The sequence below is a fragment of the Pseudomonas sp. S8 genome (assembly GCF_050473925.1).
GTDB classification, from domain to species: Bacteria; Pseudomonadota; Gammaproteobacteria; order Pseudomonadales; family Pseudomonadaceae; genus Aquipseudomonas; species Aquipseudomonas parakoreensis.
In genome coordinates this window covers 208,542-235,047 of record NZ_JBFDVZ010000016.1, presented here as the reverse complement: position 1 = coordinate 235,047, position 26,506 = coordinate 208,542, and the positions used below count along the sequence as shown (strand labels likewise).

26 protein-coding genes are annotated in these 26,506 nt (G+C 60.0%); 9 read left to right on the top strand and 17 right to left on the bottom strand.

Annotated features, from left to right (window positions below):
- Positions 1–25 precede the first annotated feature (25 nt).
- The 8 genes from AB1J88_RS02285 to AB1J88_RS02250 all read right to left on the bottom strand — a co-directional run bounded on the left by AB1J88_RS02285 (position 26) and on the right by AB1J88_RS02250 (position 9,680).
- Positions 26–1,165 carry an SGNH/GDSL hydrolase family protein gene (locus AB1J88_RS02285; RefSeq protein ID WP_430290082.1) on the bottom strand — a complete coding sequence of 380 codons (1,140 nt, stop codon included), beginning with the start codon at positions 1,163–1,165 and terminating at the stop codon, positions 26–28.
- 179 nt (positions 1,166–1,344) lie between these two features.
- On the bottom strand, positions 1,345–2,391 hold the full coding sequence (locus AB1J88_RS02280; protein WP_430290081.1) for an acyltransferase family protein: 1,047 nt from the start codon (positions 2,389–2,391) through the stop codon (positions 1,345–1,347).
- Positions 2,392–2,403: 12 nt separating this feature from the next.
- Positions 2,404–3,507 carry a hypothetical protein gene (locus AB1J88_RS02275; RefSeq protein WP_430290080.1) on the bottom strand — a complete coding sequence of 368 codons (1,104 nt, stop codon included), beginning with the start codon at positions 3,505–3,507 and terminating at the stop codon, positions 2,404–2,406.
- A complete protein-coding gene (locus AB1J88_RS02270; protein ID WP_430290079.1) occupies positions 3,498–4,727 on the bottom strand; it encodes a polysaccharide biosynthesis C-terminal domain-containing protein in 1,230 nt (409 codons plus the stop codon). The genes AB1J88_RS02275 and AB1J88_RS02270 overlap by 10 nt, the downstream gene beginning before the upstream one ends.
- Positions 4,724–5,836 (bottom strand): polysaccharide pyruvyl transferase family protein, encoded by a 1,113-nt coding sequence (locus tag AB1J88_RS02265; RefSeq protein WP_285373620.1) that lies wholly within the window; start codon positions 5,834–5,836, stop codon positions 4,724–4,726. The genes AB1J88_RS02270 and AB1J88_RS02265 overlap by 4 nt, the downstream gene beginning before the upstream one ends.
- Positions 5,837–5,850: 14 nt before the next feature.
- Positions 5,851–6,933, bottom strand: coding sequence for a glycosyltransferase (locus AB1J88_RS02260; RefSeq protein WP_430290078.1), 1,083 nt, complete (start codon positions 6,931–6,933; stop codon positions 5,851–5,853).
- Between the two features lie 39 nt (positions 6,934–6,972).
- Positions 6,973–9,201, bottom strand: coding sequence for a polysaccharide biosynthesis tyrosine autokinase (locus tag AB1J88_RS02255; protein WP_430290077.1), 2,229 nt, complete (start codon positions 9,199–9,201; stop codon positions 6,973–6,975).
- 38 nt (positions 9,202–9,239) lie between these two features.
- A complete protein-coding gene (locus AB1J88_RS02250) occupies positions 9,240–9,680 on the bottom strand; it encodes a low molecular weight protein-tyrosine-phosphatase (RefSeq protein ID WP_108183325.1) in 441 nt (146 codons plus the stop codon).
- Positions 9,681–9,971: 291 nt separating this feature from the next.
- On the opposite strand from AB1J88_RS02250, the gene AB1J88_RS02245 reads away from it, so the two are divergent.
- Complete coding sequence (locus AB1J88_RS02245; RefSeq protein ID WP_430290076.1) at positions 9,972–10,922, top strand: glycosyl hydrolase family 5; 951 nt, start codon at positions 9,972–9,974, stop codon at positions 10,920–10,922.
- 207 nt (positions 10,923–11,129) lie between these two features.
- Positions 11,130–12,056 carry a transaldolase gene (tal, locus tag AB1J88_RS02240; RefSeq protein ID WP_027611470.1) on the top strand — a complete coding sequence of 309 codons (927 nt, stop codon included), beginning with the start codon at positions 11,130–11,132 and terminating at the stop codon, positions 12,054–12,056.
- Positions 12,057–12,271: 215 nt separating this feature from the next.
- Here the strand turns inward: tal and rssC are convergent, their stop codons facing one another.
- On the bottom strand, positions 12,272–12,754 hold the full coding sequence (gene rssC / locus AB1J88_RS02235) for an anti-sigma factor antagonist RssC (RefSeq protein ID WP_003226553.1): 483 nt from the start codon (positions 12,752–12,754) through the stop codon (positions 12,272–12,274).
- On the bottom strand, positions 12,751–13,935 hold the full coding sequence (gene rssB / locus AB1J88_RS02230; RefSeq protein ID WP_041074010.1) for a two-component system response regulator RssB: 1,185 nt from the start codon (positions 13,933–13,935) through the stop codon (positions 12,751–12,753). The genes rssC and rssB overlap by 4 nt, the downstream gene beginning before the upstream one ends.
- 274 nt (positions 13,936–14,209) lie before the next feature.
- On the opposite strand from rssB, the gene AB1J88_RS02225 reads away from it, so the two are divergent.
- Positions 14,210–14,509 (top strand): PilZ domain-containing protein, encoded by a 300-nt coding sequence (locus tag AB1J88_RS02225; protein ID WP_095668728.1) that lies wholly within the window; start codon positions 14,210–14,212, stop codon positions 14,507–14,509.
- 51 nt (positions 14,510–14,560) lie between these two features.
- On the opposite strand, the gene AB1J88_RS02220 is transcribed toward AB1J88_RS02225, so the two are convergent.
- Complete coding sequence (locus tag AB1J88_RS02220; RefSeq protein WP_041074007.1) at positions 14,561–15,250, bottom strand: MlaA family lipoprotein; 690 nt, start codon at positions 15,248–15,250, stop codon at positions 14,561–14,563.
- A 198-nt stretch (positions 15,251–15,448) separates the two neighbouring features.
- Between AB1J88_RS02220 and AB1J88_RS02215 the strand changes: the two genes are divergently transcribed.
- Both AB1J88_RS02215 and AB1J88_RS02210 read left to right on the top strand, forming a co-directional pair.
- A complete protein-coding gene (locus tag AB1J88_RS02215; protein WP_041074005.1) occupies positions 15,449–16,069 on the top strand; it encodes a hypothetical protein in 621 nt (206 codons plus the stop codon).
- 108 nt (positions 16,070–16,177) lie between these two features.
- Positions 16,178–16,441 (top strand): DUF4404 family protein, encoded by a 264-nt coding sequence (locus AB1J88_RS02210; protein ID WP_041074003.1) that lies wholly within the window; start codon positions 16,178–16,180, stop codon positions 16,439–16,441.
- Positions 16,442–16,538: 97 nt separating this feature from the next.
- Here the strand turns inward: AB1J88_RS02210 and queF are convergent, their stop codons facing one another.
- Together queF and AB1J88_RS02200 are read right to left on the bottom strand one after the other, a co-directional pair.
- Complete coding sequence (gene queF / locus AB1J88_RS02205; protein WP_222018826.1) at positions 16,539–17,369, bottom strand: NADPH-dependent 7-cyano-7-deazaguanine reductase QueF; 831 nt, start codon at positions 17,367–17,369, stop codon at positions 16,539–16,541.
- A 61-nt stretch (positions 17,370–17,430) separates the two neighbouring features.
- The gene (locus AB1J88_RS02200) at positions 17,431–17,964 is read right to left on the bottom strand and encodes a cupredoxin domain-containing protein (RefSeq protein ID WP_430290075.1); all 534 of its coding nucleotides are present in this window, start codon (positions 17,962–17,964) and stop codon (positions 17,431–17,433) included.
- Positions 17,965–18,119: 155 nt separating this feature from the next.
- Between AB1J88_RS02200 and AB1J88_RS02195 the strand changes: the two genes are divergently transcribed.
- Positions 18,120–18,800, top strand: a complete 681-nt coding sequence (locus AB1J88_RS02195; protein WP_086793379.1) for a heavy metal response regulator transcription factor — start codon at positions 18,120–18,122, stop codon at positions 18,798–18,800.
- The gene (locus AB1J88_RS02190) at positions 18,800–20,149 is read left to right on the top strand and encodes a heavy metal sensor histidine kinase (protein ID WP_430290074.1); all 1,350 of its coding nucleotides are present in this window, start codon (positions 18,800–18,802) and stop codon (positions 20,147–20,149) included. The genes AB1J88_RS02195 and AB1J88_RS02190 overlap by 1 nt, the downstream gene beginning before the upstream one ends.
- A gap of 123 nt (positions 20,150–20,272) precedes the next feature.
- Here AB1J88_RS02190 and AB1J88_RS02185 read toward each other — a convergent pair whose 3' ends face one another.
- From AB1J88_RS02185 to AB1J88_RS02175, 3 genes are all read right to left on the bottom strand, one after another.
- Positions 20,273–21,517, bottom strand: coding sequence for a lipoprotein-releasing ABC transporter permease subunit (locus tag AB1J88_RS02185; RefSeq protein ID WP_041068958.1), 1,245 nt, complete (start codon positions 21,515–21,517; stop codon positions 20,273–20,275).
- Between the two features lie 169 nt (positions 21,518–21,686).
- Complete coding sequence (gene lolD, locus AB1J88_RS02180; protein WP_430290073.1) at positions 21,687–22,373, bottom strand: lipoprotein-releasing ABC transporter ATP-binding protein LolD; 687 nt, start codon at positions 22,371–22,373, stop codon at positions 21,687–21,689.
- Positions 22,374–22,380: 7 nt separating this feature from the next.
- Positions 22,381–23,631 carry a lipoprotein-releasing ABC transporter permease subunit gene (locus AB1J88_RS02175; protein WP_041068963.1) on the bottom strand — a complete coding sequence of 417 codons (1,251 nt, stop codon included), beginning with the start codon at positions 23,629–23,631 and terminating at the stop codon, positions 22,381–22,383.
- Between the two features lie 94 nt (positions 23,632–23,725).
- On the opposite strand from AB1J88_RS02175, the gene AB1J88_RS02170 reads away from it, so the two are divergent.
- A complete protein-coding gene (locus AB1J88_RS02170; protein ID WP_041068966.1) occupies positions 23,726–24,307 on the top strand; it encodes a PilZ domain-containing protein in 582 nt (193 codons plus the stop codon).
- A 13-nt stretch (positions 24,308–24,320) separates the two neighbouring features.
- Positions 24,321–25,043: a glycerophosphodiester phosphodiesterase gene (locus tag AB1J88_RS02165; RefSeq protein ID WP_041068969.1), complete on the top strand. Its 723-nt coding sequence runs from the start codon at positions 24,321–24,323 to the stop codon at positions 25,041–25,043.
- 42 nt (positions 25,044–25,085) lie between these two features.
- Here the strand turns inward: AB1J88_RS02165 and sthA are convergent, their stop codons facing one another.
- Positions 25,086–26,480, bottom strand: a complete 1,395-nt coding sequence (gene sthA, locus AB1J88_RS02160; protein ID WP_041068973.1) for a Si-specific NAD(P)(+) transhydrogenase — start codon at positions 26,478–26,480, stop codon at positions 25,086–25,088.
- Positions 26,481–26,506 lie beyond the last annotated feature (26 nt).

The window sequence follows — 26,506 nt, the reverse complement described above, 5'->3', positions numbered from 1 at the left end:
AAAAGATCGCAGCCTTCGGCAGCTCCTACAGGGGTTTCGTTGGGTCGCAACTGGTTGTGTTGATGCCACTGACGATCCAGCGATAGAAGTAGTCGGCAATCACTTTCCCACCCGTCGCGGGCTGCGGATGAATCTTGTCCGGCCCGATCATCGCCGCCGCATAGCGTTTGACGTCAGGTCCGAACGCGCATTGCAGATTGGCGAAGCCCAACTGCTGCTCATGCGCCCATGGCTGCAAGACCTGCGCATACGCCGACATCGGATAGGCACTGGACCGCGTGGTGTCCTGACGCATGATCAGGTTGATGCTCGCCGCCGGCTGGATCTCGCGGATCATCGCCACCAACCCTTGAACGTTGTGCAGGTACTGTTCGGGTTTGACCCCGAAACCCTGGTCGTTGCCGCCGAGCATGATCAGGTAAACGTCGGCGGGGATCTTCGACACGGCGGCTTTCCACTGCACCTGCCATTGCGGATCGCGATGATAGAAGTCCGCCGAGGCCGCGCCGGAGGCTGCCAGTTTCGAGACCCGCACGCCGTTCTGCTCGTTGCTCAGCCACAGACCAAACAAGGTCGGTGCGCCCTTCACCACTTCCAGTTTGAACGACCAGTCTGCGGCTGCAGAGAGACCTGCAAGCGGCACTTCCTGAACGCCCGAGCCCTTGAGAATCAATGGCTTCCAGTCCTCCGAGGGCGTCCAGCGGTAACGCAGCTCACTCGGCTCGCCGTTGCCCAGGTAGAGCAATTTCGCCTGGGTGACTTGGGTGTCGATGGCCGGTGTCGGGCTGGCATCGATTTGCAACCAGGCGCCGGGCTTGCCGGTGATCGTGCGGCTGTCGGGGCTGGCCTGACCGAGACCGGAAACCTGCCAGCCACCGCCGAAGTACTTTTCGCTGCTGCGGGTGTATTTGAAATGCGTGCCCCCCAGCGCGGCGCCGTGGTTGAAACCGACGTAACCGGGGCCGGCAAAACCCACTTCGCCGGCCACGCGCTGCACCAGTTTGTTCAGGTAGAAATCCTGCCCGGCGCTGTAGCTGTCGCCGATCACCGAGACCGACAAGACCTTCCCGGCCTTGCCTTCGCGCCACTGCGCAAAGCGCTCACGGGCGTCACCCACTTCCACCACCGACGCTGCGACGGGCTGAGCGTCATTTACTGCCAACATGCGTTATTTCCTTCAGTCTGGAATGGCCCCTTCGCGAGCAGGCTCGCTCCCACATTGGATCGGCGTCATACACCAATTCTCTGTAGGAGCTGTCGAGTGAAACGAGGCTGCGATCTTTTGATCTTCAACCTCAAAAGATCGCAGCGTGCCGCAGCTCCTACAGGGAATGGTGTACGACGTTAAATCCGTTGGGTCTGCACCACTGGCGTAACGCTCGCCGCCGGTTTTTTCTTCGCCGCGCGCTCCCCGAGAAACAGCACCGAAGTGACATTGAAGCGACTGAAAATCATCGACAGCACCACCGGCCCCAACAGACCGAACAGCAGCCCACTGAGCACCAGAATGCTTTCGTCTTTTACCCCCAGCCGTCCCATGACAAACCGCGAAGTCGCCGCAAACAACACATGGAACAGGAAGATCGCGTAAGAGTAGCCGCCCAGCCAGGTCAGCCATTTCGAGCGCATGTCACTCGACAGCAAGGCGATGCAGGACACGCAGCCCACGGTCAAGCCGATCAGGCTGCGGCGGTCGACGATCAACTCACGGTCAATCGCCGCCACGTACAGCAGCGTCAACGAAATCAACACAAACACCAGCGGCCCGATCACCTTGAACCGCTGCTTCAACGCCTCGACATTTTCCTGGCCGATCATCCCCGCCACAAAGAACGGCAGCAGGTAAATCGCGCCATTGATGCCGAACGCATCGAGCTTGAACGGTGGCAGCAGAAACACCGCCGCAGCGAAGGCGAACAGCAGATACAAGCGCGACATCGAACGCAGCATCCCGCGCCATTCCAGCAGGCCGACGAACATGAAAATGATGAACACCGCCTGCAGGAACCAGAAGTGATTGACCGGTACCCAGAACGACAGCAACGCATCGATCACGCCGACGTCCTTATTCACCCCCGGCCCCACCGCCTGCAACACCGAGAACGGCACACCGACGCAAAACAACGGCACGATCAACCGTCGCACCTTGCCGCTGAAGAATGCGGAAAAGTCATTGCCGCGAATTTTGTAGATCGAATAGATGTAGCCGGAAATAAAGGTGAACAGCGGCATGCGCACGTACACCATCGAGTCGGCGATCACCCGAAACGGCGAGCCGAGATCGATTTTCAGCCCTCCGCCCAACGGGCCGATGACGTGATAGAGCACCAGCAGCAGGCACGCCAGACCACGCAGGGTTTCGATTTCCAGGGACTTTTTCTTGCTCGACATACAGCACCTGCCTCAATTCAGAACGCGTGATTCAACCCGCACCGGTTTGTTCGCACGCAACATCAGGCCCAGGCCGACAAACAGCACCGGCACCACCATGGAAAAGTGTCGGGCGAAGGAGCCGAAGTCCGGCTCGAACAAACCCTGCACCAACAGGAACGCCAGCGGAATCGCGATCAGTTCCTTGGGTTTGGTTTCGATCGGCGCGCCTTTGTAGTCGGTGGAGGTGATGACTTTGAACAGCAGCAGCGCGGTCATGATCATCAGCGCCACAAAGATCACCTGGCCCGGCCCGGACAACAGAATCAGCTCCACCGGGAACGACAGCCGGAAAAAAATGATCATCGAGTCCAGCGCCTGGGAGACGAAGTCGCTGCCACTGAGCCACGAGACGATCAGCGATTTCGACCCCTCCTCCCCCGCCGTGCGCAACTCGTTGTTGCTGGCGCGAATCGACGACACCGGAAAGCCCAGCGCCAGTTGGATCGCCATGGCCACCGCCAGGTAAAACAGGAACAGCATCAGGAAGAAGGTGAAACGCGACACGTACTTTTTCATCACGCAAACGCCGACCCACGACAGCGAAAACAGAATCCAGTAAGGCCGGATCAGCACGCCATAGATCACCGCCGACAGAAAAAATCCGCCGCGGTATTTGCGCGTCAGCGAGCTGAACAAGATGCTCAGCACCGCCACCGAGACGATGATTTCCTTGGTCAGGTTTTCCAGGAAGAACGAACGCACAATCCCCCACAGACACAGGGTGCCGAAGATCGCCAGCGGCATGCGCCGGAACACCACCACCGGAATCGCCGTGAGGAAGAAGTTGCAGAACATCCCGTAGGCCCAGGCGTTGGTCAGGTTGATCCCGGTGGGCCGCAGCAGGAACGCCGAACACTCGTAGGAGGAGCGATCCGGCGAGAATGGGTTCCAGAAATTGCAGTTGTCGGCCCGGGCGTAGGACGACCATAAGGTCATCGCATCCGGCCCCGGATCGCGCGGGATCAGCAGCGGCATCGCCACCGACAGAAACAGCCCGGTAAACAGAATCAGGAACGACAGCGAGGAATCGAGTCTGCGGCCGCGAAACTCGATGCACGGCAACTTCAACCACATGCCAGCGCCCCTTTGGCATGGGTCGCCCGAGTCAACACGGCGATCACCCCGAGCTGCACGATGATCGCAAAGACATTGCCCCACGCCGCGCCATAAATCGAATAGTGCTTGATCAGCAGGTAGCTGACCGGTACCGACACCAGCAGGCAGATCGCCGCGCTGGCGAATGACACCCGACTGTTTTTCGAGGCGATCAGACCGCCCCAGACGATGTCGCCGATGGCTCGCAGGGCAAAGGAAAAGATCAACACGCCGAGGAGTGCGTTATCCGGACGCGGCACGCTGCTGGCGACGTAATCGAGCACCACGTTGAAGAACAGATAGATCAGCACGGCCACCGCCGCTGACACCGCTAACGAGCGCATCACCCACTTGTTGACGAACAACTGCCGGACGCTGAACGCCTGTTGATCCGCCTGAAACCGCTTGGCCAGCACCGGGATGCCGACTACCGCCACCACCGCGTAAGACAGCGCCTGCAGAGTGTTCGCCGCCGACCACGCATACACGTATTTGCCGAGGCTGGCGTAGGGTTCGAGATCGGCAATCAGAAAACGCTCGGCGTACTGACTCAGCGCGATCAACCCCGTACCGAAATAGAACGGCAACCCGGCCTTCCACACGGTCGCGGTAGTCAGTGCTTCGCTGACCCGGCCCTTGTGCACATTCACCACGATCAGGTAACCGGCGACGATCACCAGCACGTTGGCGGCCACCCACAACCACAGCACACTGGCGATGCCCGACACCCAGTCGAGCATCATCGCGCCCACCGCCAGCAGCGCCCAGAGACCGGTCTTGATGAAGAACAGCAGCGCGCCCGCGGTGGCTTTCTGCGCAGAAAACACGAACGAATTGATCTCGAACGACAGGTGTTCGGTGAGCAACACCAGCGTCACGCAGAGGATCAGCGCGGTGCTCGCCTCGACCTGCTGGAACAGCGAGTAAATCCCCACCGTCAGCAGCGACAGCAGCAGCCCCACCGCCAGGTACAGCAGCAGGACTTTGTCGACCACCCGCCGCGAGCTGCCGCCGACGCTGATCAACCGATTGATCTCGGAACTGAAACCAACGCTGTAGAACTTCGAAGCGATCAGCGACGCGGCGACCACCACGCCATAAAACCCCAGCGCTTCGTAGCCCAGGTAATGAGTGATGGCCAACACCAGCAGAAACTTCGCGCCCAAGGCTCCGCCGCGAAGCAGTAAGCGAAATATCATCGAACGACGCCTTTGATGATCTCGTCCATCATCACCGTCTTGGCTTCGATTTCGCGGCAGGTATCGGTCAGGCGCTTGCCGAAGTTCGACAGGGCATTCGGCGCATACACGGTGTCGATGATCTGCTCGACATTGATGTCGCCACCGTTGATCACCCAGTCTTCCACACCCATGTCCTGATAGGCGCCAAAGCCTTTGCGCTCATAGCTGATGTGGTACGCCGGGACACCGGACAGCAGCGACTCGATAGCGCCGTGCAGGCGCACCGAGATCACCAGGTCCGGCTGATATTTGGCAATCGTCGCCTTCAACGACAGCAGGTCCTCGGTGATGCCCAGTTCGCGATAGAACGCACCGTCATCGTTGCCGCGAACGGCGCTCTGCACGGCGCAGACCACTTTGCTTTTGTTCTTCAGGCGCTGCAGCAGCAACTTCAGATTGGCGACGTAGGCGACCTTCTTGTCCTTGCTCCACTCCGGCGGCTTGCGCAGCACCACGCACACGGTGGCCGGCGACGCGGCGCAGCGGGTGAACTTCGGCTGCTGAAGGATCTTGCTGGCCAACGACTGCACCGCCAGATCCGGCGCGCGGTAGACGTTTTCGCAGGCATCGAACATTGCCGAGGAGCGGTTATCGCGCACGAACACCGCATCGGCACTGGCGTAGTGCTCGACGATCTGGCGGCTCTCGCCATGGAACGGGCCGATGCTTTGCGGCAGGTACACCGACGGCACCTTGCTGAGGATCGCCGTTTCCAGTTGCTTGGCGTGGCCGAGTTTGAGCTTGATGTGTTCGAAGGCACTTTTCGAGCGCATGTAGCCGCCACCGACGCCGACGATCAGATCGGTCTTGCGCAACAGATCCGCCAGTCCGGCATACGACTGATTGAGGAACACCGCCTGCTTGACCCGCCCCAGGCCCTTGGCCGCCATCACCGGCGCATCGAAACGCGGGTGCGGCAGGTAGGCGAAAGACTGCGGGTCGGAGGCCACGACATTGATCGCGGTGTCTTCGCCAAAGTTGCGCTGCACCAACGCGATGGCTAGGTCGACGAGCAGGCCGTCACCGGAGTTGGACGCACTGTAGCCATGCAAAATCGTTACGTTCATAAGCTGAGTTCTACTTAATAAGTGGGAGCGCAATACACGTCGTAGGTCTGGCGGATCATCAGCGCGGCACTGAAGCGCTCACGCACGATGTTCCGGCCTTCGCTGCCGAGGTCGAGCAACCGCGGCTTCTGGATTCGCGCCAGCACATCGGCCAGCGCCTGGTGATCACCGGTGGGAAAGACGTAGCCGGACACTTCATGGGTGACCAGTTCGGGCAGCGACGTGCAGTTGCTGGCGATCACCGGCAAGCCCATGGCCATGCCTTCCAGCGGCACCATGGCGAAACCCTCCCAGCGGCTCGGCACGATCAGCGCGTCGGCCTGTTGATACAGCGCCTGCACTTCGGCCGGCGTGACCCACGGCAGGTACTCGACCGCGTCCATCTCGGGGCACTCGACCGTGTCCTCGTTGACCGCACTGCCAACCACGGTCAGCTTCAGATCGTTGCGCTGTACCTTGGCGAAGGCTTTGAGCAATACGTCGAAGCCTTTCTGGTAGTCGAGGCGACCGACGAACAGCAGATGAATCGGCGCGGGGTTGTCGGCCCTCGGTGCGTCATCCTTGTGCGGGATGCCGTTGTAGATCAGGCGCATGCGCTTGCGCTCGATACCGAACCGCGCGGCTTTGTCCATCTCGTAGCGGCTGACGCAAATGATCACGTCGGTGACTTTCTGCAAGACGCGCTCGATCGAGGCGTAGACCTTCTGCTTGATGGGCGAGCTTTCCATCAGGAACGAAAACGCGTGCGGGCAGTAGACGATTTTCGGCCGACGCCACGGCTTGAGCAGCACACAAACACAGCGGCCGATCACCCCGGAAAACGTGCTGTGCAGATGCACCACATCGGGTTTTTCCTTGAGCAGCGTCCGTGCCAGTTCCCACGCAAAGCGCAGCAGCGAAGGCACGTTACGCCCGGATCTGACGAACGTGCGAATCTGGCTCTGATCGATGCCGTGCAGCTCCTGTTTCTGATCGAGCGGCACCAGATAGACCCATTCGTAGTTCGCGTCCTGGCCTTCGGGCGACGCCGATATCGTGCGGATAACGGTGGCAACCCCACCTTTTATCGTTTCAGCCACGTGCAGTATTTTCTTCACAACCCACCCACTTTCATGCCTGTTGGAACGTCCCTGATTTCAGGATTTGTCCGACGCGTATTCGTAGTTGTAATAGCCATAGCTGCCATTGCCGTAGTAGCTGGCAGCGCGCTTCTCGACGCCGTTGAACACCGCGCCCTTGAGCTCGATGCCGTTCTGCGCGAAGCGGCGAATGGTCGCTTCGATTTCCTTGGCCGGGTTCACCGCGAAACGCGTGACGATCAGGCTGATCCCGGCTTCACGCCCGACAATCGCCGCGTCCGTCACCGCCAGCAATGGCGGCGTATCGATGATCACCACGTCGTAGCGCTGACTCAGCTCGGCGAGCAGGTCGCGGAAGTTGGCGTGCATCAGCAGCTCGGAAGGGTTCGGCGGAACCTGACCACGGCTGATGAAGTGCAGGTTGTCGATTTCCACCGTGTTGATCGCCTGCTCAATGCTGCAGCGCTTGACCAGCAGGTCCGACAGACCATTGGCGATCGGTACATTCAGCGTCTTGTGCAAGTGGCCCTTGCGCATGTCGGCGTCGATCAGCAACACGCGCTGACCGCTCTGCGCCATGACCGCGGCGAGGTTGGACGAGACGAAGGTCTTGCCGACCTGCGGGCTGGGGCCGGAGATCATGATGCGGTTGTTGGTCGAATCCAGCGCGGCGAAATGCAGGCAGGTGCGCAGGCTGCGGATCGACTCAATGGACAGGTCGGTCGGGTTGCGCAGCGCCAGCAGATAAGCGGGTGTTTCGGCGGTGACTTTGGCCCGGCCCTTTTTCGTGTCCTCGTCGCGCTGCAAGGCGCTGTAGGGAATCGAGGCGTACACCGGCAGCCCGAGCTGTTCGATGGCTTCCGGGCCTTCCAGGCCTTTGCTCAGGGATTTGCGCAACAGCACCAGCGCCACGCCGACAAAGGCGCCGAGGAACGTCGCGATCAGCACGATCAGGGCTTTTTTCGGTTTGACCGGGCTGCTCAGGTCGACATCCGCCGGGTCGATCAGGCGCACGTTACCCACCGCACCGGCGCGAACAATGTCCAGCTCCTGGGATTTGTTCAGCAACTGCGTATAGATCTGCGAAGCCACTTCCACATCGCGGGTCAGGTTGAGCAGCTCCTGTTGCGTCGCCGGTAGATCGCCGACCTTGCCTTCCAGCGATTTCTGCTGCTGGGTCAATTCACCGATCTGCGACATCAAGGCGCGATAGGCCGGATGCTGCTTGGTGAATTTGCGATCCATTTCCGCCTGCTGCATTTTCAGCTCGGAAATCCGCGTTTCCAGCGCCACGGATTGGCCGAGCACCGATTGGGTTTCCAGGGAAATGTTCACGGTCTTGCCGTGGGTCTGGTAAGCGTTCAGCGCGTCGCTGGCCTTGGCCAGATCACGCTTGACCTGCGGCAACTGACTTTGCAGGAACGCCAGGCTTTGCGCCGCTTCCGCCGAGGTGCGGCGTACGTTCTGATCCACGTAGAGCGCGGCGATCTTGTTGAGGATCTTCACCGCCTCGGCGGCGTCGGCGCTGGCCAGCGCCAGGCGGATAATCCCCGACTCTTTACCTTGCTCGGAAATATCCAGCGCATCCTGGTAACCCTGAATGGTCACGATCCGTGGATTGCGCACCACTTCAAAGCGCGTGCCCGGGTTGGCTTGCAGGCGCTCGATCAAACCTTCGACACCGTCCTGGGCGAAGGCTTCGCCGGCGACGCCCTCGACCAGCAGGTTGTCGTTGTCATCGAGCAACTGAAAGTGCTGTTGCTCACCTGCAATCAGGGTGAGCTTCTTGCCCAACAGTTCTTTGGGCAGATCGAGCCGGGCGAATTCCAGACGCTCGCCGCCCCAGGCGTAGCTGTTGAAGCCAAAACGCGGCGGTGCCACGCTGGACTCGGTTTCACCACGATAACGCCGGGCGAGAAAACCGCCGATGACCGGGAAGGTGTTGGGGGTGACGTCGATGTCCAGACGCAGGTCGTCGACGGTCTTGCCGATCACCGCGCGGGATTTGATGATGCCGATTTCGGTCACCGACGGCGATTGCCCCCCGAGCATGCTGCTGAGGTCGGAAAAGCCGAGCATGTCGTTCTTTTTCGGTTCGACCTGCACCAGCGCGTTCGCCAGGTACACCGGCGTCGCCAATACCGCGTAGGCAACGCCGGCGGCCATGAAGGCACCGGTGAATGCACCGATCAGCCATTTCTGGTCGATCAAACTGCCGAATATGCCGAGAAGATCAATACTGTCTTGATCGTTATCACGGTTGGCGATTACTGACGGTAACTGCATAAGTCTTTCTTACCATTCACTGATCTGAAGAATATTCATCAATGTCCGAGGCGCTGCGCCCACGAGCTAACAGCATCTTCAATCAATGCATGGGCATGAATAAAAGCGGCCTTACCTTGACGATACGGATCCTGTATTTCTCGTTCGCTCTGCCACTTGCCAAGAAGAAACACTTTGCCTCGGGCGTGCGAAGCAATCTTCAGCACCTGATTCACATGTTGTTTTTCCATGACCAGAATCAGGTCTGATGCATTGACGATATCGGTCGTCAATTGCCGCGCCTTGAACCCCTCGGCGCTGTGCCCGTGGTCTTCCAGCACCTGGCGTGCCGAGGCTTCCATGCCTTCGCCGACTCGCGCTGCGAGGCCTGCGGAAGTCACGGAGATGGTTGAGGGGGTCAGCGCGTTGCGCAGCAGAAGTTCTGCTGTCGGACTTCGGCAAATATTGCCAACGCACACAACCAGGATATTTCTGAACAAGGTTTACTTTCCTGTGTAATATCATTCTGCCAACATCTAGTGCGAATCTTAATGAACCCACTAGATCATCCTGCACTCAGAAATAGATTCGCCCTGTTAGTACCAGCGTATTAAGTACCACAGGGTCAAAAGCCGCCAAAACACAATTAACGGACTAAAAATAACTGTGATTTTCAGGTCGGGTTTTCCTGACAAAAAATAACATTGGCGCACTTAGTGCCATTGTTAGTTTCGAAACAGTTATCTCGAGATACCTTTTCGCCGTTGTCACTTCTCACCCGGAGAACCGACATGAAATCAGCCCATCTCAAACCCCTGAGCGCCCTGACCCTGTTACTGCTGGCGGCAACCTGCCAGAGCCAGGCCAATGAACTGTTCCCGGCATTGCCCGCCAATAAAACCATCGGGGTTCAGGTCAAAGTCCAGACCTTCTCCGCTGCCGACGCCGAGCGCGTCAAAGCCACCGGCTTCAGTTTCGTGCGTTTTGGCGTATGGACTGACAGCCTGCCCAGCGCGGCCTACCAGAAGCAGATCAGCAATGCCTTCGCCGTGGCCCGCGCTGCTGGTCTGCCGGTGTTGATGACCCTGCGCGCGACCAAGCCGTTACCGGCCAATGATCTGGCGAACGCGGGGATCGCGTATGCCAACGCGCTGACCAGCCTGGCAGCGACCTATGGCTCACAACTGGTGGCGATCGAGCTATGGAATGAGCCGGACCTCGGCACCTACTGGCCGACCGGCAATTTCGACACGACCTTCGTGCCGTTCATGAGCGCAGCGTGCAAGACCCTGCAAGACAAACCCCAGACTGTCCCGGTGATCGGTTTTGGTTTTGCCCGGCCGCCGACTGCCGGCTCGGCGTCCACCGTGGCACTCAACCGAATCGTCAGCGAATACCCCAAATGCCTCAACGCGGTCTCCTATCATCCCTACGGCATGAGCGGCACGCAGATCAGCACCGCCCAGGCGTTTATCCAGCAGAACTTCCATCTGCCGGGGGTGATCAGCGAATGGGGCATCTCGGCGCTCGCCTCCAACGGCGGGATTGAGGGGCAGGCCAGCAAAATCAGCGCATTCGTGGCCGATATCAAAACCCGCAACATTGCCCTGACTTCGATTTACGAATGGAAAAACAGCGACACCGGCAGCAATGACCGCGAAAAGAATTTCGGTCTGTTGACGTCCGATGGCCAGCCGAAACCGGCAGAAACTGCGGTCAAAACCCAGCTGAGCCAGCAATAACCTCCATCAATGTGCTCAAGGGGCGCTGGCCGTCAGTTGCTTTGAACCTGCGGCCGATTTTGGCATCGTATTCATCGATACCGCGCCCCACCCTTCAAACAGCCGTTTTCAGGTTGTTGCCCCCGGGGAACCCGTTACGCCTTGATGCCCTTGAGTGGCTGTCAGCGCTCGGGTAATGTCGTCAAACCCACAGGACAGAGCACACCCATGACTTCCAAGCTGGAACAACTCAAACAAATGACCACCGTAGTTGCCGACACCGGCGACTTCGAAGCGATCGCCCGGGTCAAGCCGGTCGACGCCACCACCAACCCTTCCCTGCTGCTCAAGGCAGCCGCCATCCCCGCCTACGCCGAGCTGCTGAACGCCTGCGTCAGCGACTGCAAGGGCGACGTGGGTCTGGCCAGCGACCGTTTCGGCGTCGCCGTGGGCCAGGAAATCCTCAAAGTGATTCCGGGCCGCATTTCCACCGAAGTGGATGCGCGCCTGTCGTTCGACCAGGACGCCGTGCTCAAGCGTGCGCATCGCCTGATCGAGCTGTACGACAAGGCCGGCATCGGCCGTGACCGCGTGCTGATCAAGATCGCGTCGACCTGGGAAGGCATCCGCGCAGCCGAGATCCTCGAAAAGGAAGGCATCCAGACCAACCTGACCCTGCTGTTCTCCTTCGCTCAGGCTGCCGCTTGCGCTGACGCCGGGGTGTTCCTGATCTCGCCGTTCGTGGGCCGCATCTACGACTGGTACAAAAAGGCAAACGGCAACGACTACACCGGTGCCGATGATCCGGGCGTGCAGTCGGTCACACGCATCTACAACTACTACAAGGCCAATGACTACAAGACCGTGGTCATGGGCGCCAGCTTCCGCAATCTGAGCCAGATCGAACAACTGGCCGGCTGCGACCGCCTGACCATCAGCCCGGATCTGATCGACAAGCTGGCAGCCGACACCGGCAAACTGGAGCGCAAACTCGCCCCGGGCCACGCCGGCGAAGCGCGTCTGAGCCTCAACGAAGCGCAATTCCGCTGGCTGTCCAACGAAGACGCGATGGCTACCGAGAAACTGGCTGAGGGCATCCGTCAGTTTGCCCGTGACCAGGAGAAGCTCGAGGCGCTGTTGCAGGCCAAGCTGTGATCTGAGCGGTTGAAATGCAAAAAGGGCGAACCCGGTTGGGTTCGCCCTTTTTATTTATGCAGTGCCGGAAGATGCATCGTCTGGACTGACGCATTCGCGGGCAAGCCCGCTCCCACAGGGTCAGGTGTGGAATGAAGATCTCGGGTTCACTCAATCACTGTGGGAGCGGGCTTGCCCGCGAAGAGGCCGGAACAGACAACCTCAACCCCAAAGAATCAGTGTCTTTCGAGGGCATTCACCAGATCATGGAAGGCTTCACGATTGGAGTCGTTCAGGCCCATGAGGATCTTGTGCGCTTCGAGCACCTTGATCCGCACCACTTCCTCTGACTGGTCCTGATCCGGCAGGTCATCCAGACACTCGGGGCACGGCACCGGGTGGTTAACGATGTTGAACACCTGCTCGAAGCCCATCGACTGCAACAGACGGGTAATGTCTTCGTGGGTGGTGACGACGGTCGGCAGCAGGCCGACCTTTTGCCGCGACAGGATCGACAGCTTGGCCAACAGGCCAAGGGTGGTGCTGTCGATGCTGCGGGTTTCGGTCAAATCGATCACGATCGCGTTGAAATTCAACGCGGTGAAGATTTTCTCAATAGTCGCATCCAACGCCGAACACAGGGTCAGGCGAACTTCACCGACGAACTTCAGGACGAAGGTGCCGTCCTGCTCGGCGAACTGGATTCTACCGGTACTCATTGAAGGTTCCTGCTCAACACCAACAGGGCGATATCATCCGGCATCTCCCCTAGCGTGGCCAATCCAAACACTTGCCGCAGACCATCCAGGCTGCCGCCCGCCGACTTCACCCGTTGTGGCAAAGCGGCTTCTTTTTCCTTGAGCGTAGGTTCTGGCAACAGATCCAGAATACCGTCGGACATCAGCGTCAGGCTGAACGTCGGTGGCAGCTCAAGCACGTGATCTTCGTAGGTGGCCTCGTTGAAAAGGCCCACCGGCAAACCGCGGCCTTCGAGGTAACGAACACTGTCAGGCGTGTACAACACAGGCAACGGCAGATGGCCGCCGATGCTATAGGTCAACAAACCGGTCTCCTCGTCGATGACTCCACCGACCATTGTGACGTGTTTGCCCAGCTTACAACTGATCAGCCCCCGGTTGATATGACCAAGGACTTCCGAAGGCTTGAATTCCGGCAATGTGCCGTTGCGCTTGGATTCGAACAGCAAGCGCGTGGTCATGAACTTCAGCAGCACGGTGACGAACGCTGAAGAGGCACCATGCCCCGACACGTCGGCCAGGTAGAACGCCACCCGACGCTCGTCGACGCGGAAGTAGTCGACAAAATCACCCGACAGGTACAGCGACGGGATGATCTGGTGGGCAAACTGGAACTCGTCGATGCGCCACGGGCTTTCCGGCAGCATGTTCATCTGCACCTGGCGACCGGCGTTCTGGTCTTCCTGCAGCAGGTTCAGGCTGGCTTCAAGCTCGCGGTTGGCCTTCTCCAGCTTCTCGCGGTAGCGCTGGTTCTCCAGCAGCAGGCGCGCACGATCCAGCGCGCGACGCACCGAGTGCTCGAGCACGGCCAGGTCTTCAAGAGGCTTGATCAGGTAGTCCGCCGCACCCAGGCGCAGCGCCTCGACCGCGTCGTTCATCACGCCGGCACCCGAAACGACGATCATCGGCGTTTGCGGTGACCGCTCGGTGACCTGACGGATGAGTTCGAGACCACCCATCTGCGGCATGCGCAGATCGCAGATGACCAAGTCGGGCTTGTCTTGCTCGAATACCTGAAGACCCTGTTGGCCGTTGCTGGCCTGCAGGACGCTGAAACCACTGTCTTCCAAATAGGCCGCGAGGCTCGCGCGCACTACTTCGTCATCATCGATTATCAGCAGCGTGGCACTGGTTTTTGGCATGTGGGCAAACGGCGCCAGAATTAGGTTGGCGTAGCAGGCGGGGCATCGGCCCGGCTCAGACTACTGGATTCGCTTTCTAGCCTCTCTGCTGCACCGCTTTCGAGCAGTGGCCCGGAACGCGATTGCACCAGAGGTGCCCTTCTAAGGCGCAGACGGTACTCCCATCCGCGGGGCGTTTCAAGCATGCGCCGATGGTCGCTTGACGACTTTACTTGTCAAATCACCGAGAGTTATAAGAACCGCTCAAACCGTAACCCAATGGAAGGTCAAAACCATGAGTCAAACCGGTCGGGACTACAGCGAAAAGCGTGATTTCATCCGCATGCGGGTCGATGCCGATGTGGTGTTGATCCATGAAGGTGATGAGGTATCAGCCGTGTGCATCGACCTCTCGAGCAGCGGCATGCAGGTTGAGGCACCGCGCCAGTTCGCGGTTGGCGACCGTTTGAGCGTGCGCATCGACTCCGATCATGCCGCCTTGAGCGGGCTGGAAGCGGAGACCGAAGTGGTCTGGGTCAAGGCCCAGGATGGCGACAGCCAGAAGCTCGGCCTGAGCATTCTGAAGATGAAATAAGCGCACACAAAAAAGGCGGCCTCACGGGCCGCCTTCTGTCATCGGTCGAGATTAAAAATCATCTTCGACGTGACCATCCTTGACCTTGAACTCGCGGTTCTGCAGGTAGGCGTTGCGGATGAAGGTGTACTTGTCGCCGCTGATCAGCTTCTCGCTCGACAGCAGGCTGGCACGGGTGTCGACGATGTTCAGGCCGAACACCGAGTTACGCACAGGCACGTCGTTGATGTAGCGGTACGGACCGGTGTAGCTGTCGACGTACTTGGACGGCGCATCACGCAGGGTGCTCGGGCCGAGCAACGGCAGCATCACGTAAGGGCCGCTGCTGACGCCCCAGTAACCGAGGGTCTGACCGAAGTCTTCATCGCTGCGATTCAGGCCCATTTTGGTGCCGACATCGAAGAAGCCCAGCAGGCCGAACGTGGTGTTGAAGATGATGCGCGCGGTATCAACACCAGCGGCTGCGGGCTTGGCCTGCAGAATATTGTTCGCCAGGTTGGTGACGTCACCGACGTTGCGGAACATGTTGTGGATGCCGTCTTCAAGGAACTGCGGCGTCACGTACTCGTAGCCCTGCGCCAGCGGCTTGAGCGCGTAGGTGTCAACGAAGTCGTTGAACTGGAAGATCGGGCGGTTGACGCTTTCCCAAGGGTCTTCTTCCGTTGCAGCATTGGCGGCGAACGGAACCAGCAAGACGCTGGCACATACACATAGCTGAGCGAGAGGATTGCTCCAGCGCATAGAAAAGCTCCTTGGATTCGTACTGGCGCGGGCACCGTCGGCCCAAGCGTTAAGACCGCTAGTATAAGCGCAAAAGCCGTTTTGGGCAGTCTACCTGTCAAGAGTAATGCAGGACGTTTCCAGAGAGCGCCTTCACACACCTGTCATCCAGCTGTCACCGATGTCGCCTAACCTCGTGACTATTTCAGGGACGTTGCCATGACCCACGCTGAAGCCTTGCCTGTCGCCGCGCCCGGCCTGACCGCCGTGCTGTTCGGACTCAGTGGCTGTCTGGTGGATTTCGGTGCCCGTGCCCGGCAACACGCCAGCATGCTGCCCGAGCACGCCGACGCCACACCCGGCGCCCTCGACAGCCTGCTCAGCCTGCAGCGCCAGGAGATTCCCTGTGCGTGGATCGATGAGTTGCCCCCTGCCCTCGCGCACCCTTTGGCGGCCTCGCTGCCGGCGTGGATCAAACCTACGCAATATTCAGCAACAATCAATCCATGGCCCGCGCCGAATGCCTGTTGGCAGGCACTGATGGGCTTGAACGTCAGCCGTCTGGATGGCTGCGTGCTGGTCAGTGGCGAGCCGCGCCTGCTGCAAGCGGGCCTCAACGCCGGGCTGTGGACCATTGGCCTGGCCTCCTGCGGCTCGTTGTGCGGCCTGTCGCCGAGCGAGTGGCAAGCCTTGAGCCAACAGGAACGCGAACAGCGCCGCGGCAAGGCGACCCTGCAGTTGTTCAATCTTGGCGTGCATTCGGTGATCGATCATCTGGGCGAACTCGACACCTGCCTGGCCGACATCAACCTGCGCCGCCTCAAGGGCGAAAAGCCCTGACCGGGATCATGCAGGTTGCAGCAGAGTGGATTAATCTAAAGGTCAGCCATAGACCTTTGGCGCGCGGCTGCGGTCAATGCCAGTGCCTCTTGATAAAAGGAAACCACCATGCCCGCCCAAGAACTGCAAAAACAACTCGACACCCTGCGCGAGCAACTGGAGCAGAATCCGCCGCTGTCCGAAGCCGAGCGTGAAGATTTGCATGCGCTGATGGCGCAGATTGAAACCGAAATCAAACTGGAAAGCGCCACCCAGGACGCCAGTATCGCCGATGGCGTGAACCTGGCGGTTGACCGCTTTGAACTCGAACACCCGGCCATTGCCGGCACCCTGCGCAATATCGTCAATGCGCTGGGCAGCATGGGGATCTGATTCCCGGGTATCCCAAAAAAGCAAAAAGATCGCAGCCTGCGGCAGCTCCTACAGGGAATCTCATGTAGGAGCTGCCGCAGGCTGCGACCTTTTGATCTTACTGACGGACCAGTCGGTGGTTCGGCAGGTGTACCGCTTCAGTGCTGCGATACGGGTTGATATCCAGCCCGCCGCGGCGCACATACCGTGCAAACACCGTGAGCTTCTCCGGCTTCAGCAAACGCTGCAGGTCGAGGAAGATCCGCTCCACACACTGCTCGTGGAAGTCCGAGTGCTGGCGGAAACTGACGATGTATTCCAGCAGGCTCGCGTGATCCAGCGCCGCACCACGATATTCCACGACCACGCTGCCCCAGTCTGGCTGGCTGGTCACCGGGCAGTTGGATTTGAGCAGATGGCTGTGCACGCTCTCTTCGACAATCCGCGAATCATCGCAACGCAGCAGTTCCGGACGCGGATGCTCATAGTTGCTGACGCTGATGTCCAGATCGTCGATGCACACGCCCGGCAACGCCACGACGCCTTCGGCTTCGACCTCTTTCAGGCTGCGTACGCGCACGCCGACCGGTTTGCCGGCAGCGGCCGACAGGTCCTTGACCAGCGTCGCTTCCAGGCTGGCGATGTCGGCAAACGGCGTCTGGTTCAGCGAGTTCAGGTACAACTTGAACGACTTCGATTCGATGATGTTCGGCGAATCCGCCGGAATGCTGAATTCACCGATCGCCACCACCGGTTTGCCCGACGGCAGCAGCCACGACAGTTCGAAGCAGTTCCAGAAATCCACACCTTTATACGGCAGGGTTTCGGCGGTCAGGCCCAGTTCGGCCCATTTCGCGGTGCGCGGAATCGGGAACAGCAGTGACGGCGTGTACGTGGCGATGTATTCGCTGGATTTGCCCAGCGGCGAATGTTCGGCTGCGGGATGCATGGCGGAAACCTGACTGAAGAATCAGCGGATTCTATCAGCCTTTGCGCCCGCCTTTGAGTGCTTACTGACTGACAGTCAGTTTGCCGACCATGCCCGCCTGGTAGTGACCGGGAATATTGCAGGCAAATTCCAGGTTGGTGGCCTTGCTGAAGGTCCAGGTCAGCTCGGCGGTCTTGCCAGGCTCGACCAGCACACTGTTGGGGTCGTCGTGCTGCATGCCGTGGCCCATGCTGCCGTGATCCATGCCCGCCATGTCGTGAGACATTTCTTTCATGCCGGTAGGCGTCAGCATGCCGCTTTGCTGCATCTGCAGCATTTCCTGCTGGTGTCTGGCATGCATCGCCGCATCACCGAGGTTGAATTCGTGCAGTAACTGGCCTTTATTCACCAGGACAAAGCGAACCGTCTCACCGGCCTTGACCTGAATCGCCTTGGGGTCGAACGACATGTCGTTCAGTACAACTTCAATGCTGCGAGTAGCCTTGGCTGCTGGTGCCGGTTGGCCAAAATCATAAGTGTGTGCGGGCGCGGCCCAGACAGGTGAACTCAGTGCCAGCAAGCAGGCGGCGACGGCCAGAGGGTTGCGCAACAACATAGTCATACTCCAACAAGAAAAGGTTCAGCCTGTGGGAAACTCTAGCCCGCCCGCGCTGGCAGCTACCTGACAGGCAGATTACAACTTTGTCAGGTTGGCGCGCGCCGTCTGTTCCCACGGTATAACGTTTTCGTTTCTCTATATCCGAGTCGCCCATGAAACTGCTGATCGTCGAAGACCAACCGAAAACCGGCCACTACCTGCGCCAGGGCTTGACCGAGGCCGGGTTCAACACGGAACTGGTGGCCGACGGCAACAGCGGCCAGCAACTGGCGTTGAGCGGTGATTATGCGCTGCTGATCCTCGACGTGATGCTGCCCGGGCGCAGCGGCTGGCAGATTCTGCACGCGGTGCGCAGTGCCGGCCTCGACACGCCAGTGCTGTTTCTCACCGCCAAAGATGCAGTCGAGGATCGGGTTCATGGCCTCGAACTCGGCGCCGACGACTATCTGGTCAAACCGTTCGCCTTCTCCGAGTTGCTGGCGCGGGTGCGCAGCCTGCTACGCCGGGGCAGTGCGACACCCCAGGAAACCAGTCTGCAACTGGCCGACCTGCGCCTGGACCTGATTCGCCGCCGGGTCGAACGCAGTGGCCAGCGCATCGACCTCACCGCCAAGGAATTCGCCCTGCTGGAAATGCTCCTGCGCCGTCAGGGTGAAGTGTTGCCGAAATCGTTGATTGCCTCGCAAGTCTGGGACATGAACTTTGACAGCGACACCAACGTGATCGAAGTGGCGATCCGTCGCCTGCGTCTGAAGATCGACGATGAATTCCCCAACAAACTGATCCACACCGTGCGTGGCATGGGTTACGTGCTTGAAGAGCGTCCAGCCTGATGCGTCGCCTGTCGCTGAGTTCTCGTCTGGCTCTGCTGTTTGCCGCGTGCACCGCCGTGGTCTCGCTGTTCGCCGGGGTGCTGTTCAGCCGCGCCAGCGAGGCGCACTTCATTGAGCTCGATCAGCAATTGCTGGATGGCAAACTGATCGGCCTGCGCCGGGCCTTGCAGGATGTGCAACCCGCTCAGCGTGAGGCACGGCTGGCGGATGAGCTGAGCCGCCAGGCCGATCTGGCGCTGCGTATTACCGGCAGTGACGGTCAGCGCTGGTACGACAGTTCGACGCAGATCCCTACGGAGTTGCCGAAACAATCCGGCCTGTCGACCATCAGCCATGACGGCGCCGACTACCGCGTGCTCAACGCCCCGCTCTACCCGGACAAGTCCGATACACCACAACTGACGCTGTTGCTGGATATCACCCACCACCAGCACTTCCTGCAACGGATGCAGCATCTGATCTGGCTGACCGTCGGGCTGTCGGCGCTGGCCACCGCACTGCTCGGCGCCTGGGCGGCGCGCAGCGGCTTGCGTCCACTGCGGCGCATGAGTGCAGTTGCCCGTGGGATTTCTGCACAATCGCTCAATGCCCGACTGCCGGAAGCGCAAATGCCGCCGGAGCTGGCAGAAATGGCCCACAGCTTCAACGCCATGCTCGGACGCCTCGATGACTCGTTTCAGCGCCTGTCGGCGTTTTCTGCCGACATCGCCCATGAACTGCGCACACCGCTGTCGAACCTGCTGACCCACACCCAGGTCACCCTCACCCGCCCGCGGCCGCTTGAGGATTACCGCGAAGCCCTGCACAGCAACCTCGAAGAACTGCAATGGATGGCACAGCTGGTCAACGACATGCTTTATCTGGCCAAGGCTGACCATGGTTTGCTGATGCCCAAGCGTGAGGTGCTGGAGCTGGCGGATGAGAGCGATGTGTTGCTTGAATTCTTCGCGCCACTGGCCGAAGACGCCGGGGTGACGCTGAGCCGCCAAGGTCATGCGCGAATAAAGGGCGATCGCAGCATGCTGCGCCGGGCCTTGTCGAATCTGCTGGATAACGCGCTGCGTTTTACTCCGGTGGCGGGCAGCGTGCGCCTGTCCATCGTCGATCAGCCACACGCGGTGCAGGTGTCGGTGGAGAACAGTGGCGAAGAGATTTCGGCAGAGCTGTTACCACGGCTGTTTGACCGGTTCTATCGCGCCGATCCGGCGCGGCAGGAAGGCAGCAGTGAGCATGCGGGGTTGGGGCTGGCGATTACCCAATCGATCGTCCGGGCGCATGGTGGGCAGATCCGTTGCGAATCGGCTGCGGGGTGGACGCGGTTTGTGATCGAGTTGCCCAAGGAGGCTTGAGGCCAGCAGGTACGGCCCCATCGCGGGCAAGCCCGCTCCCACAGTGTTTTGTGTCGTTCACATAATGGTGACTCAACTCAATACCTGTGGGAGCGGGCTTGCCCGTGATGGCGATTTCAGCGCTTACGAATATCTCAGCGCGTGAGCCGGCTCAATCTTCGCTGCCCGCAACGCCGGGTACACCGTCGCCAGGAAGCTCAGAATAAAGCCCGCCGAGCAGATCAACAGCACATCCCCGCCCTGCAATTCCGAAGGCAGGTTGCTGACGAAGTACACGTCGGAACTGAAGATGTGCTGCCCGGTAACGCGCTCGACCCAGCCGACCATCTCGCTGACGTTCAGCGCGGCAATTACGCCAAGCACGCCGCCGATGAGGGTACCGACAATGCCGATCACCGTGCCCTGCACCATGAAAATCGCCATGATCTGCCGTGGCGTGGCGCCGATGGTGCGCAGAATCGCGATGTCCGCGCCCTTGTCGTTCACCACCATGATCAGCGTGGCGATGATGTTGAACGCCGCCACCGCAACGATCATCAGCAACAGCAGGCCGATCATGGTTTTTTCCATTTTCATCGCGCTGAACAGACTGCCCTGGGTGTGGGTCCAGTCGTCAGCCTTGAACTCGGCACCGAGCCCGGCGGCAATGTCCGAGGAGACTTTCGGCGCAGCGTACAGATCCTTCACCGCCAGGCGCACGCTCTGCACCTGATTCGGCTGCCAGTGCTGCATGGTCGCGGCATCGGCCACGTGGATCAGGCCCATCGAGCCGTCCAACTCGGCGCCGACTTTGAACACACCGACCACGTTCAGCCGTTGCATGCGCGGGGTAATGCCACCCGGTGCGGTGCTGACTTCCGGCACGATCAGAGTGATCTTGTCGCCGACGTTGAGGCGGAAGCGGCGCGCGGTGATTTCACCGATCACTACACCGAACTCGCCCGGTTTCAGGTCATCGAGACGTCCCTGCACAATGTGCTGGGCCACGATCGACACCTTGCCTTCCTGGGCCGGATCGACGCCGCTGATCTGAATCGGCTGCATCAAACCCTTGTAGGACAGCATGCCTTCCATCTCGGTGAACGGCACGGCGGCGGTCACTTCAGGATTTTTCAGCGCGGCGGCGGCTACCGGCTGCCAGTCATCGATCGGCTTGACGCCAACGATGGTCGCGTGCGGCACCATACCGAGGATGCGCGAGCTCATTTCACGCTGGAAGCCGTTCATCACCGACAGCACCACGATCATCGCCAGCACGCCGAGGGCGAGCCCGATCATCGAAGTCATCGAGATAAACGAAACAAAGCGATTGCGGCGCTTGGCGCGGGTATAGCGCGTGCCGATAAAGATCGATAACGGTCTGAACATTCGCTGGGGCACCGTATAAAAAATCAAGCTTAAAAAAGCGGCCAATCGTTTGAGAGCGTAGCGAGCGAAGGAAAGACAAGGCAAAAACAGGCGAGGAAGCGGAGTCTACTGGCTGTAAATGAGCATTCCGAGCCTGTTTTTAACGCAGTATTTCCGAGCGCAGTAGCTCTCAAGCGATTGGATTCAGGCAGCCTTCCTGCAGTTGCAGGACGCGGTCCATCTGGCGGGCCAGGTTCATGTCGTGAGTCACCACCAGGAACGCCGTGCGCATCGAAGTGCTGAGTTCCAGCATCAAGTCCTGAATGCCTTCGGCGGTGTGCGAATCAAGGTTGCCGGTTGGCTCGTCGAGCATCACCAGGCCTGGATTGTTCACCAGCGCACGGGCGATGGCCACACGCTGGCGCTCGCCACCGGACAGCTCTGCCGGTTTGTGCTCCAGACGATGGCCCAGTCCCACGCGCTCCAACAACGCCGTAGCGCGTTGACGTGCTTGCGGGATCGCGGTCTTGCCGATCAACAGCGGCATGCAGACGTTTTCCAGCGCGGTGAATTCCGGCAGCAAGTGGTGGAACTGGTACACGAACCCGAGGGCACGGTTACGTAGCAGGCCACGCTTCTTTTCGCTCAGCGCTGACAGCTCTTCGCCGTCAAGCCAGACGCTGCCCTTGGTTGGGGTGTCGAGACCGCCCAGCAGGTTGAGCAAGGTACTTTTGCCGGAACCGGATTTGCCGACGATTGCCACACGCTCGCCCGGGTGCAACTCCAGTTGCAGACCGGCCAGCACTTGCACCGACTCCGGGCCTTCCTCGTAGGATTTGCCCAGGTTGCGGCAACTCAAGATTGCTTTATCACTCATGCCCGACTCACTCATAACGTAGCGCCTCCGCCGGCTGGGTGCGCGCGGCACGCCAGGCGGGATACAGGGTGGCGAGGAAACTCAGGACCAACGCAGCGGCGCAGACCATGACCACGTCCTGGCTCTGCACCTGCGAGGGCAGGTAATCGATGAAATACACGTCGGCGTTGAGAAACTTATGGCCGATCAGCCCTTCGAGGGCGGAAATTGCAGCGCTGACGTTGAGCGCGGCGAGAATACCGAGCACCGCGCCAATCGCCGTACCGACCACGCCGATCACGGTGCCCTGCACCATGAACGTACGCATGATCGTCCCCGGCGTAGCGCCGAGGGTACGCAGAATGGCGATGTCGCTCTTCTTGTCATTTACCACCATTACCAGCGTGGAAATGATGTTGAACGCAGCCACCGCGACGATCAGCAGCAACAGCAGACCGATCATGGCTTTTTCCATGCGGATCGCCTGATACAGGTTGCCGTGGGTACGGGTCCAGTCGCGGGCGTAGTAATGGTCTTCGCCCAACTGCTGGGCGATGGTCCAGGCCACGCGCGGCGCCTGGAACAGATCATCGAACTTCAACCGGATGCCCTGCACCTGATCAGGCTTCCAGCGGTGCATCTTCGCCAGATCCTGCAGGTTGGTGACGCCCAGATAGCCGTCCAGCTCACCGGCGCCGACATGAAAGATGCCGACCACAGTAAAGCGCTTCATGCGCGGGAACATCCCGGCCGGGGTCACGCTGACCTCCGGCGCGACGAAGGTGACCTTGTCACCCAGGCCTACGCCGAGCTTGGTCGCGGCCTTGTCGCCGATGACGATGCCGAAGCTGCCCGGCGTCAAATCGTCGAGTTTGCCCTGCTTCATGAAGTTGTCGATGATCGACACATTGCGCTCGAGCGCGGGGTCGATGGCGTTGAGCAACACCTTGGACACCTGGCCGTTGTTGGTCAGCAAACCCTGCATCTGGGTGAACGGCGCAACCGCCGTCACCTCAGGGTTGCGTTTGACCTTGGCGGCCAGGCTCTGCCAATCGTTGATCGGCTCGCCGGTTTCAAGAGTCGCGTGGGGCACCATGCCCAGCACGCGGGTGCGCATCTCATGATCGAAGCCGTTCATCACCGATAGCACCACGATCATCACGATCACGCCGAGGGCGAGCCCGATCATCGAAGTCAGGGAAATGAATGACACAAAATGATTGCGACGCTTTGCACGGGTATAACGCGTGCCGATAAATACGAAGAGAGGTCTGAACATGTCGGGGCTTGTTCGGAGGGAAAAGGAACGTCCTTGTGGCGGGGGTCGATAACCAGCTTTACACTCAGACCACCGCCGCTACCATGGGTTCGCCATGTCGACATTAGATGAAGAAGATCGCCGCGAATACTACCGTATCGAGGACATGATCGCACTGGAAATTCGGCCCCTGTCCGCTCCCGAAGCCGCAGGCCAGGAAGTGTTGCAGGATGCTTCCCCGCTGTTCAACCTGCTCAGCGAACTGCACCTGAGCGAATTCGAGTCGCAGCACCTGTTGCGCCAGATCAGCGAGCGCGACCGGGCGATTGCCGCGTTCCTCAAATCCCAGAACAAACGCATCGACCTGCTCAGTCAGGTGGTCGCCCTGACCGTGCTAGGCCACATTGGCGAGCCGCAACCGGTGATCCTCTCCGAAGGCGGAATCGACTTTCAGCACCCGACGCCAATCGCCACGGGCGCGCACCTGTCGGTGAAACTGGTGCTGATGCCGCAGGCGCTGGGCCTGCTGCTGCGTGCCCGCGTGACCCATTGCGACCGCAAGGGCGATGGCTACGACGTCGGCACCGAGTTCGAACACTTGACCGACGCCCAGCGCCAGTTGCTCGCCCGTTATATCTTGCAGAAACAGGCCCAGGAACGACGCCTGGCCCGTGAACAGAACGAATTAGGCATTTAATTAAGGAAGCACCGTGACCCTCATCTACGGCCACCGCGGCGCCAAGGGCGAAGCACCGGAAAACACCCTGACCAGCTTTCAGGAATGTCTCAAGCACGGCGTACGCCGTTGCGAACTGGATCTGCACCTGTCCAAGGACGGCGAGCTGATGGTGATCCACGACCCGACCCTCAAGCGCACCACCGACCGGCGCGGCAAGGTGGTCGAGCACACCGCCGCCGAACTGGTGACCTACGACGCGCGCAAGGGCGGCCCGGGCTGGATCAAGCCGTGCCCGATTCCGACTCTGGAAGAACTGTTCGAACAGTGCGATTTCGAGCACTGGCAACTGGAAGTCAAAAGCGCTTCACGCACCCGCGCCGCCACCACCGTGTTGGCGATTCGCGAAATGGCCCAGCGTCATGGCTTGCTGGACAAGGTCACCATTACTTCGAGTTCGCGGGAAGTGCTGAAGGCGGCGCTGGAGCTGGTGCCGGACGTATCGCGTGGACTGGTCGCCGAATACGCCTGGCTCGACCCGTTGAAGGTCGCCGCCAGCTATGGCTGTGAGATCTTGGCGCTGAACTGGACACTGTGTACGCCGGAACGCCTGCAGAAGGCGCAGCGTCAGGGGCTGCATGTGTCGGTGTGGACCGTCAACGAGCCTGCGCTGATGCGCAGACTCGCCGACTTCGGCGTTGACAGCCTGATTACAGACTTTCCCGGTTTGGCCACTGCCACCCTCGAGAATTGCTGAAATCGGTCTCCCCGGCCGGCTCAGGCCACCGGCCGGAGCCCGTCAAAAAAGCCGGTTGAGGCCGTCGTACGCCGCTACCCGATAGGCTTCGGCCATGGTCGGGTAGTTGAACGTGGTGTTGACGAAGTACTTCAGCGTATTCAACTCACCCGGCTGGTTCATGATCGCCTGACCGATGTGCACGATCTCCGACGCCTGATAACCGAAGCAGTGAACACCCAGCACTTCCAGGGTTTCACGGTGGAACAGGATTTTCAGCATGCCTTGCGGCTCGCCGGCGATCTGCGCACGCGCCATGCTCTTGAAGAACGCCTTGCCGACTTCGTACGGCACTTTGGCCTGGGTCAGTTCCTGCTCGTTCTTGCCGATCGAGCTGATCTCCGGAATGGTATAGATACCGGTCGGCACGTCATTCACAAAGCGCCAGCTACCGTTATCGACGATGCTGCCGGCCGCCGAGCGACCCTGGTCGTGGGCGGCACTGGCCAGGCTTGGCCAGCCGATCACGTCGCCGGCGCCGTAGATGTTCGGCACGCAGGTGCGGTAAGCCTCGTCGACTTCGATCTGGCCGCGGCTGTTGACCTTGACCCCGATGTTTTCCAGACCGAGCTGGTCGGTGTTACCGGTACGGCCGTTGCACCAGAGCAAGGCATCGGCCTTGATCTTCTTGCCGGACTTCAGGTGCAGGATAACCCCGTTATCGACGCCCTCAACGCGATCGTAATCTTCGTTGTGGCGCACGGTGATGTTGTTGTTGCTGAAGTGGTAGCTCAACGCCTGGGAGATTTCCGAGTCGAGGAAGCTCAGCAACTGACCACGGTTGTCCACCAGTTCAACCAATACGCCCAGACCGCTGAAGATCGAAGCGTATTCGCAACCGATCACGCCGGCGCCGTACACGATCAGTTTGCGCGGGGTGTGGCCGAGGCTGAGGATGGTGTCGCTATCGTAGATACGCGGGTGATTGAAATCGATGTCCGCCGGGCGATACGGACGCGAACCGGTAGCGATGATGATGTGCTTGGCCACCAGTTTCTCGACCACGCCGTTGGCGCAGACCACTTCGATGGTTTGCTCGTCGGCAAAGCTGCCGGTACCGATGAACACGTCGACGCGGTTACGGGCGTAGTAGCCGGTGCGCGAAGCGACTTGTTTGGAGATAACCTTTTCAGCGCTTTTCAACACGTCCGGGAAGGAGAACCAGCGTGGCTCGCCGATCGCCCGGAACATCGGGTTGGTGTTGAACTGCATGATCTGCCGCACCGAGTGACGCAGGGCCTTGGACGGGATGGTTCCCAGGTGGGTGCAGTTGCCGCCGACCTGGCGACGACTGTCGACCATCGCCACCTTGCGCCCTGCTTTGGCGGCGTTCATTGCCGCGCCTTCTCCCGCCGGGCCGGAACCCAACACCACCACGTCGTAGTTGTAGACAGCCATGCGTACTCCTCAGAACAGGCCGCGGT

Excerpts from the sequence above, each read along its gene's own strand:
- AB1J88_RS02285 (WP_430290082.1), bottom strand. The coding sequence starts at position 1,165 with ATGTTGGCAGTAAATGACGCTCAGCCCGTCGCAGCGTCGGTGGTGGAA.
- AB1J88_RS02280 (WP_430290081.1), bottom strand. The coding sequence starts at position 2,391 with ATGTCGAGCAAGAAAAAGTCCCTGGAAATCGAAACCCTGCGTGGTCTG.
- AB1J88_RS02275 (WP_430290080.1), bottom strand. The coding sequence starts at position 3,507 with ATGTGGTTGAAGTTGCCGTGCATCGAGTTTCGCGGCCGCAGACTCGAT.
- AB1J88_RS02270 (WP_430290079.1), bottom strand. The coding sequence starts at position 4,727 with ATGATATTTCGCTTACTGCTTCGCGGCGGAGCCTTGGGCGCGAAGTTT.
- AB1J88_RS02265 (WP_285373620.1), bottom strand. The coding sequence starts at position 5,836 with ATGAACGTAACGATTTTGCATGGCTACAGTGCGTCCAACTCCGGTGAC.
- AB1J88_RS02255 (WP_430290077.1), bottom strand. The coding sequence starts at position 9,201 with ATGCAGTTACCGTCAGTAATCGCCAACCGTGATAACGATCAAGACAGT.
- AB1J88_RS02245 (WP_430290076.1), top strand. The coding sequence starts at position 9,972 with ATGAAATCAGCCCATCTCAAACCCCTGAGCGCCCTGACCCTGTTACTG.
- tal (WP_027611470.1), top strand. The coding sequence starts at position 11,130 with ATGACTTCCAAGCTGGAACAACTCAAACAAATGACCACCGTAGTTGCC.
- rssC (WP_003226553.1), bottom strand. The coding sequence starts at position 12,754 with ATGAGTACCGGTAGAATCCAGTTCGCCGAGCAGGACGGCACCTTCGTC.
- rssB (WP_041074010.1), bottom strand. The coding sequence starts at position 13,935 with ATGCCAAAAACCAGTGCCACGCTGCTGATAATCGATGATGACGAAGTA.
- AB1J88_RS02225 (WP_095668728.1), top strand. The coding sequence starts at position 14,210 with ATGAGTCAAACCGGTCGGGACTACAGCGAAAAGCGTGATTTCATCCGC.
- AB1J88_RS02220 (WP_041074007.1), bottom strand. The coding sequence starts at position 15,250 with ATGCGCTGGAGCAATCCTCTCGCTCAGCTATGTGTATGTGCCAGCGTC.
- AB1J88_RS02215 (WP_041074005.1), top strand. The coding sequence starts at position 15,449 with ATGACCCACGCTGAAGCCTTGCCTGTCGCCGCGCCCGGCCTGACCGCC.
- AB1J88_RS02210 (WP_041074003.1), top strand. The coding sequence starts at position 16,178 with ATGCCCGCCCAAGAACTGCAAAAACAACTCGACACCCTGCGCGAGCAA.
- queF (WP_222018826.1), bottom strand. The coding sequence starts at position 17,369 with ATGCATCCCGCAGCCGAACATTCGCCGCTGGGCAAATCCAGCGAATAC.
- AB1J88_RS02200 (WP_430290075.1), bottom strand. The coding sequence starts at position 17,964 with ATGTTGTTGCGCAACCCTCTGGCCGTCGCCGCCTGCTTGCTGGCACTG.
- AB1J88_RS02195 (WP_086793379.1), top strand. The coding sequence starts at position 18,120 with ATGAAACTGCTGATCGTCGAAGACCAACCGAAAACCGGCCACTACCTG.
- AB1J88_RS02190 (WP_430290074.1), top strand. The coding sequence starts at position 18,800 with ATGCGTCGCCTGTCGCTGAGTTCTCGTCTGGCTCTGCTGTTTGCCGCG.
- AB1J88_RS02185 (WP_041068958.1), bottom strand. The coding sequence starts at position 21,517 with ATGTTCAGACCGTTATCGATCTTTATCGGCACGCGCTATACCCGCGCC.
- lolD (WP_430290073.1), bottom strand. The coding sequence starts at position 22,373 with ATGAGTGATAAAGCAATCTTGAGTTGCCGCAACCTGGGCAAATCCTAC.
- AB1J88_RS02175 (WP_041068963.1), bottom strand. The coding sequence starts at position 23,631 with ATGTTCAGACCTCTCTTCGTATTTATCGGCACGCGTTATACCCGTGCA.
- AB1J88_RS02170 (WP_041068966.1), top strand. The coding sequence starts at position 23,726 with ATGTCGACATTAGATGAAGAAGATCGCCGCGAATACTACCGTATCGAG.
- sthA (WP_041068973.1), bottom strand. The coding sequence starts at position 26,480 with ATGGCTGTCTACAACTACGACGTGGTGGTGTTGGGTTCCGGCCCGGCG.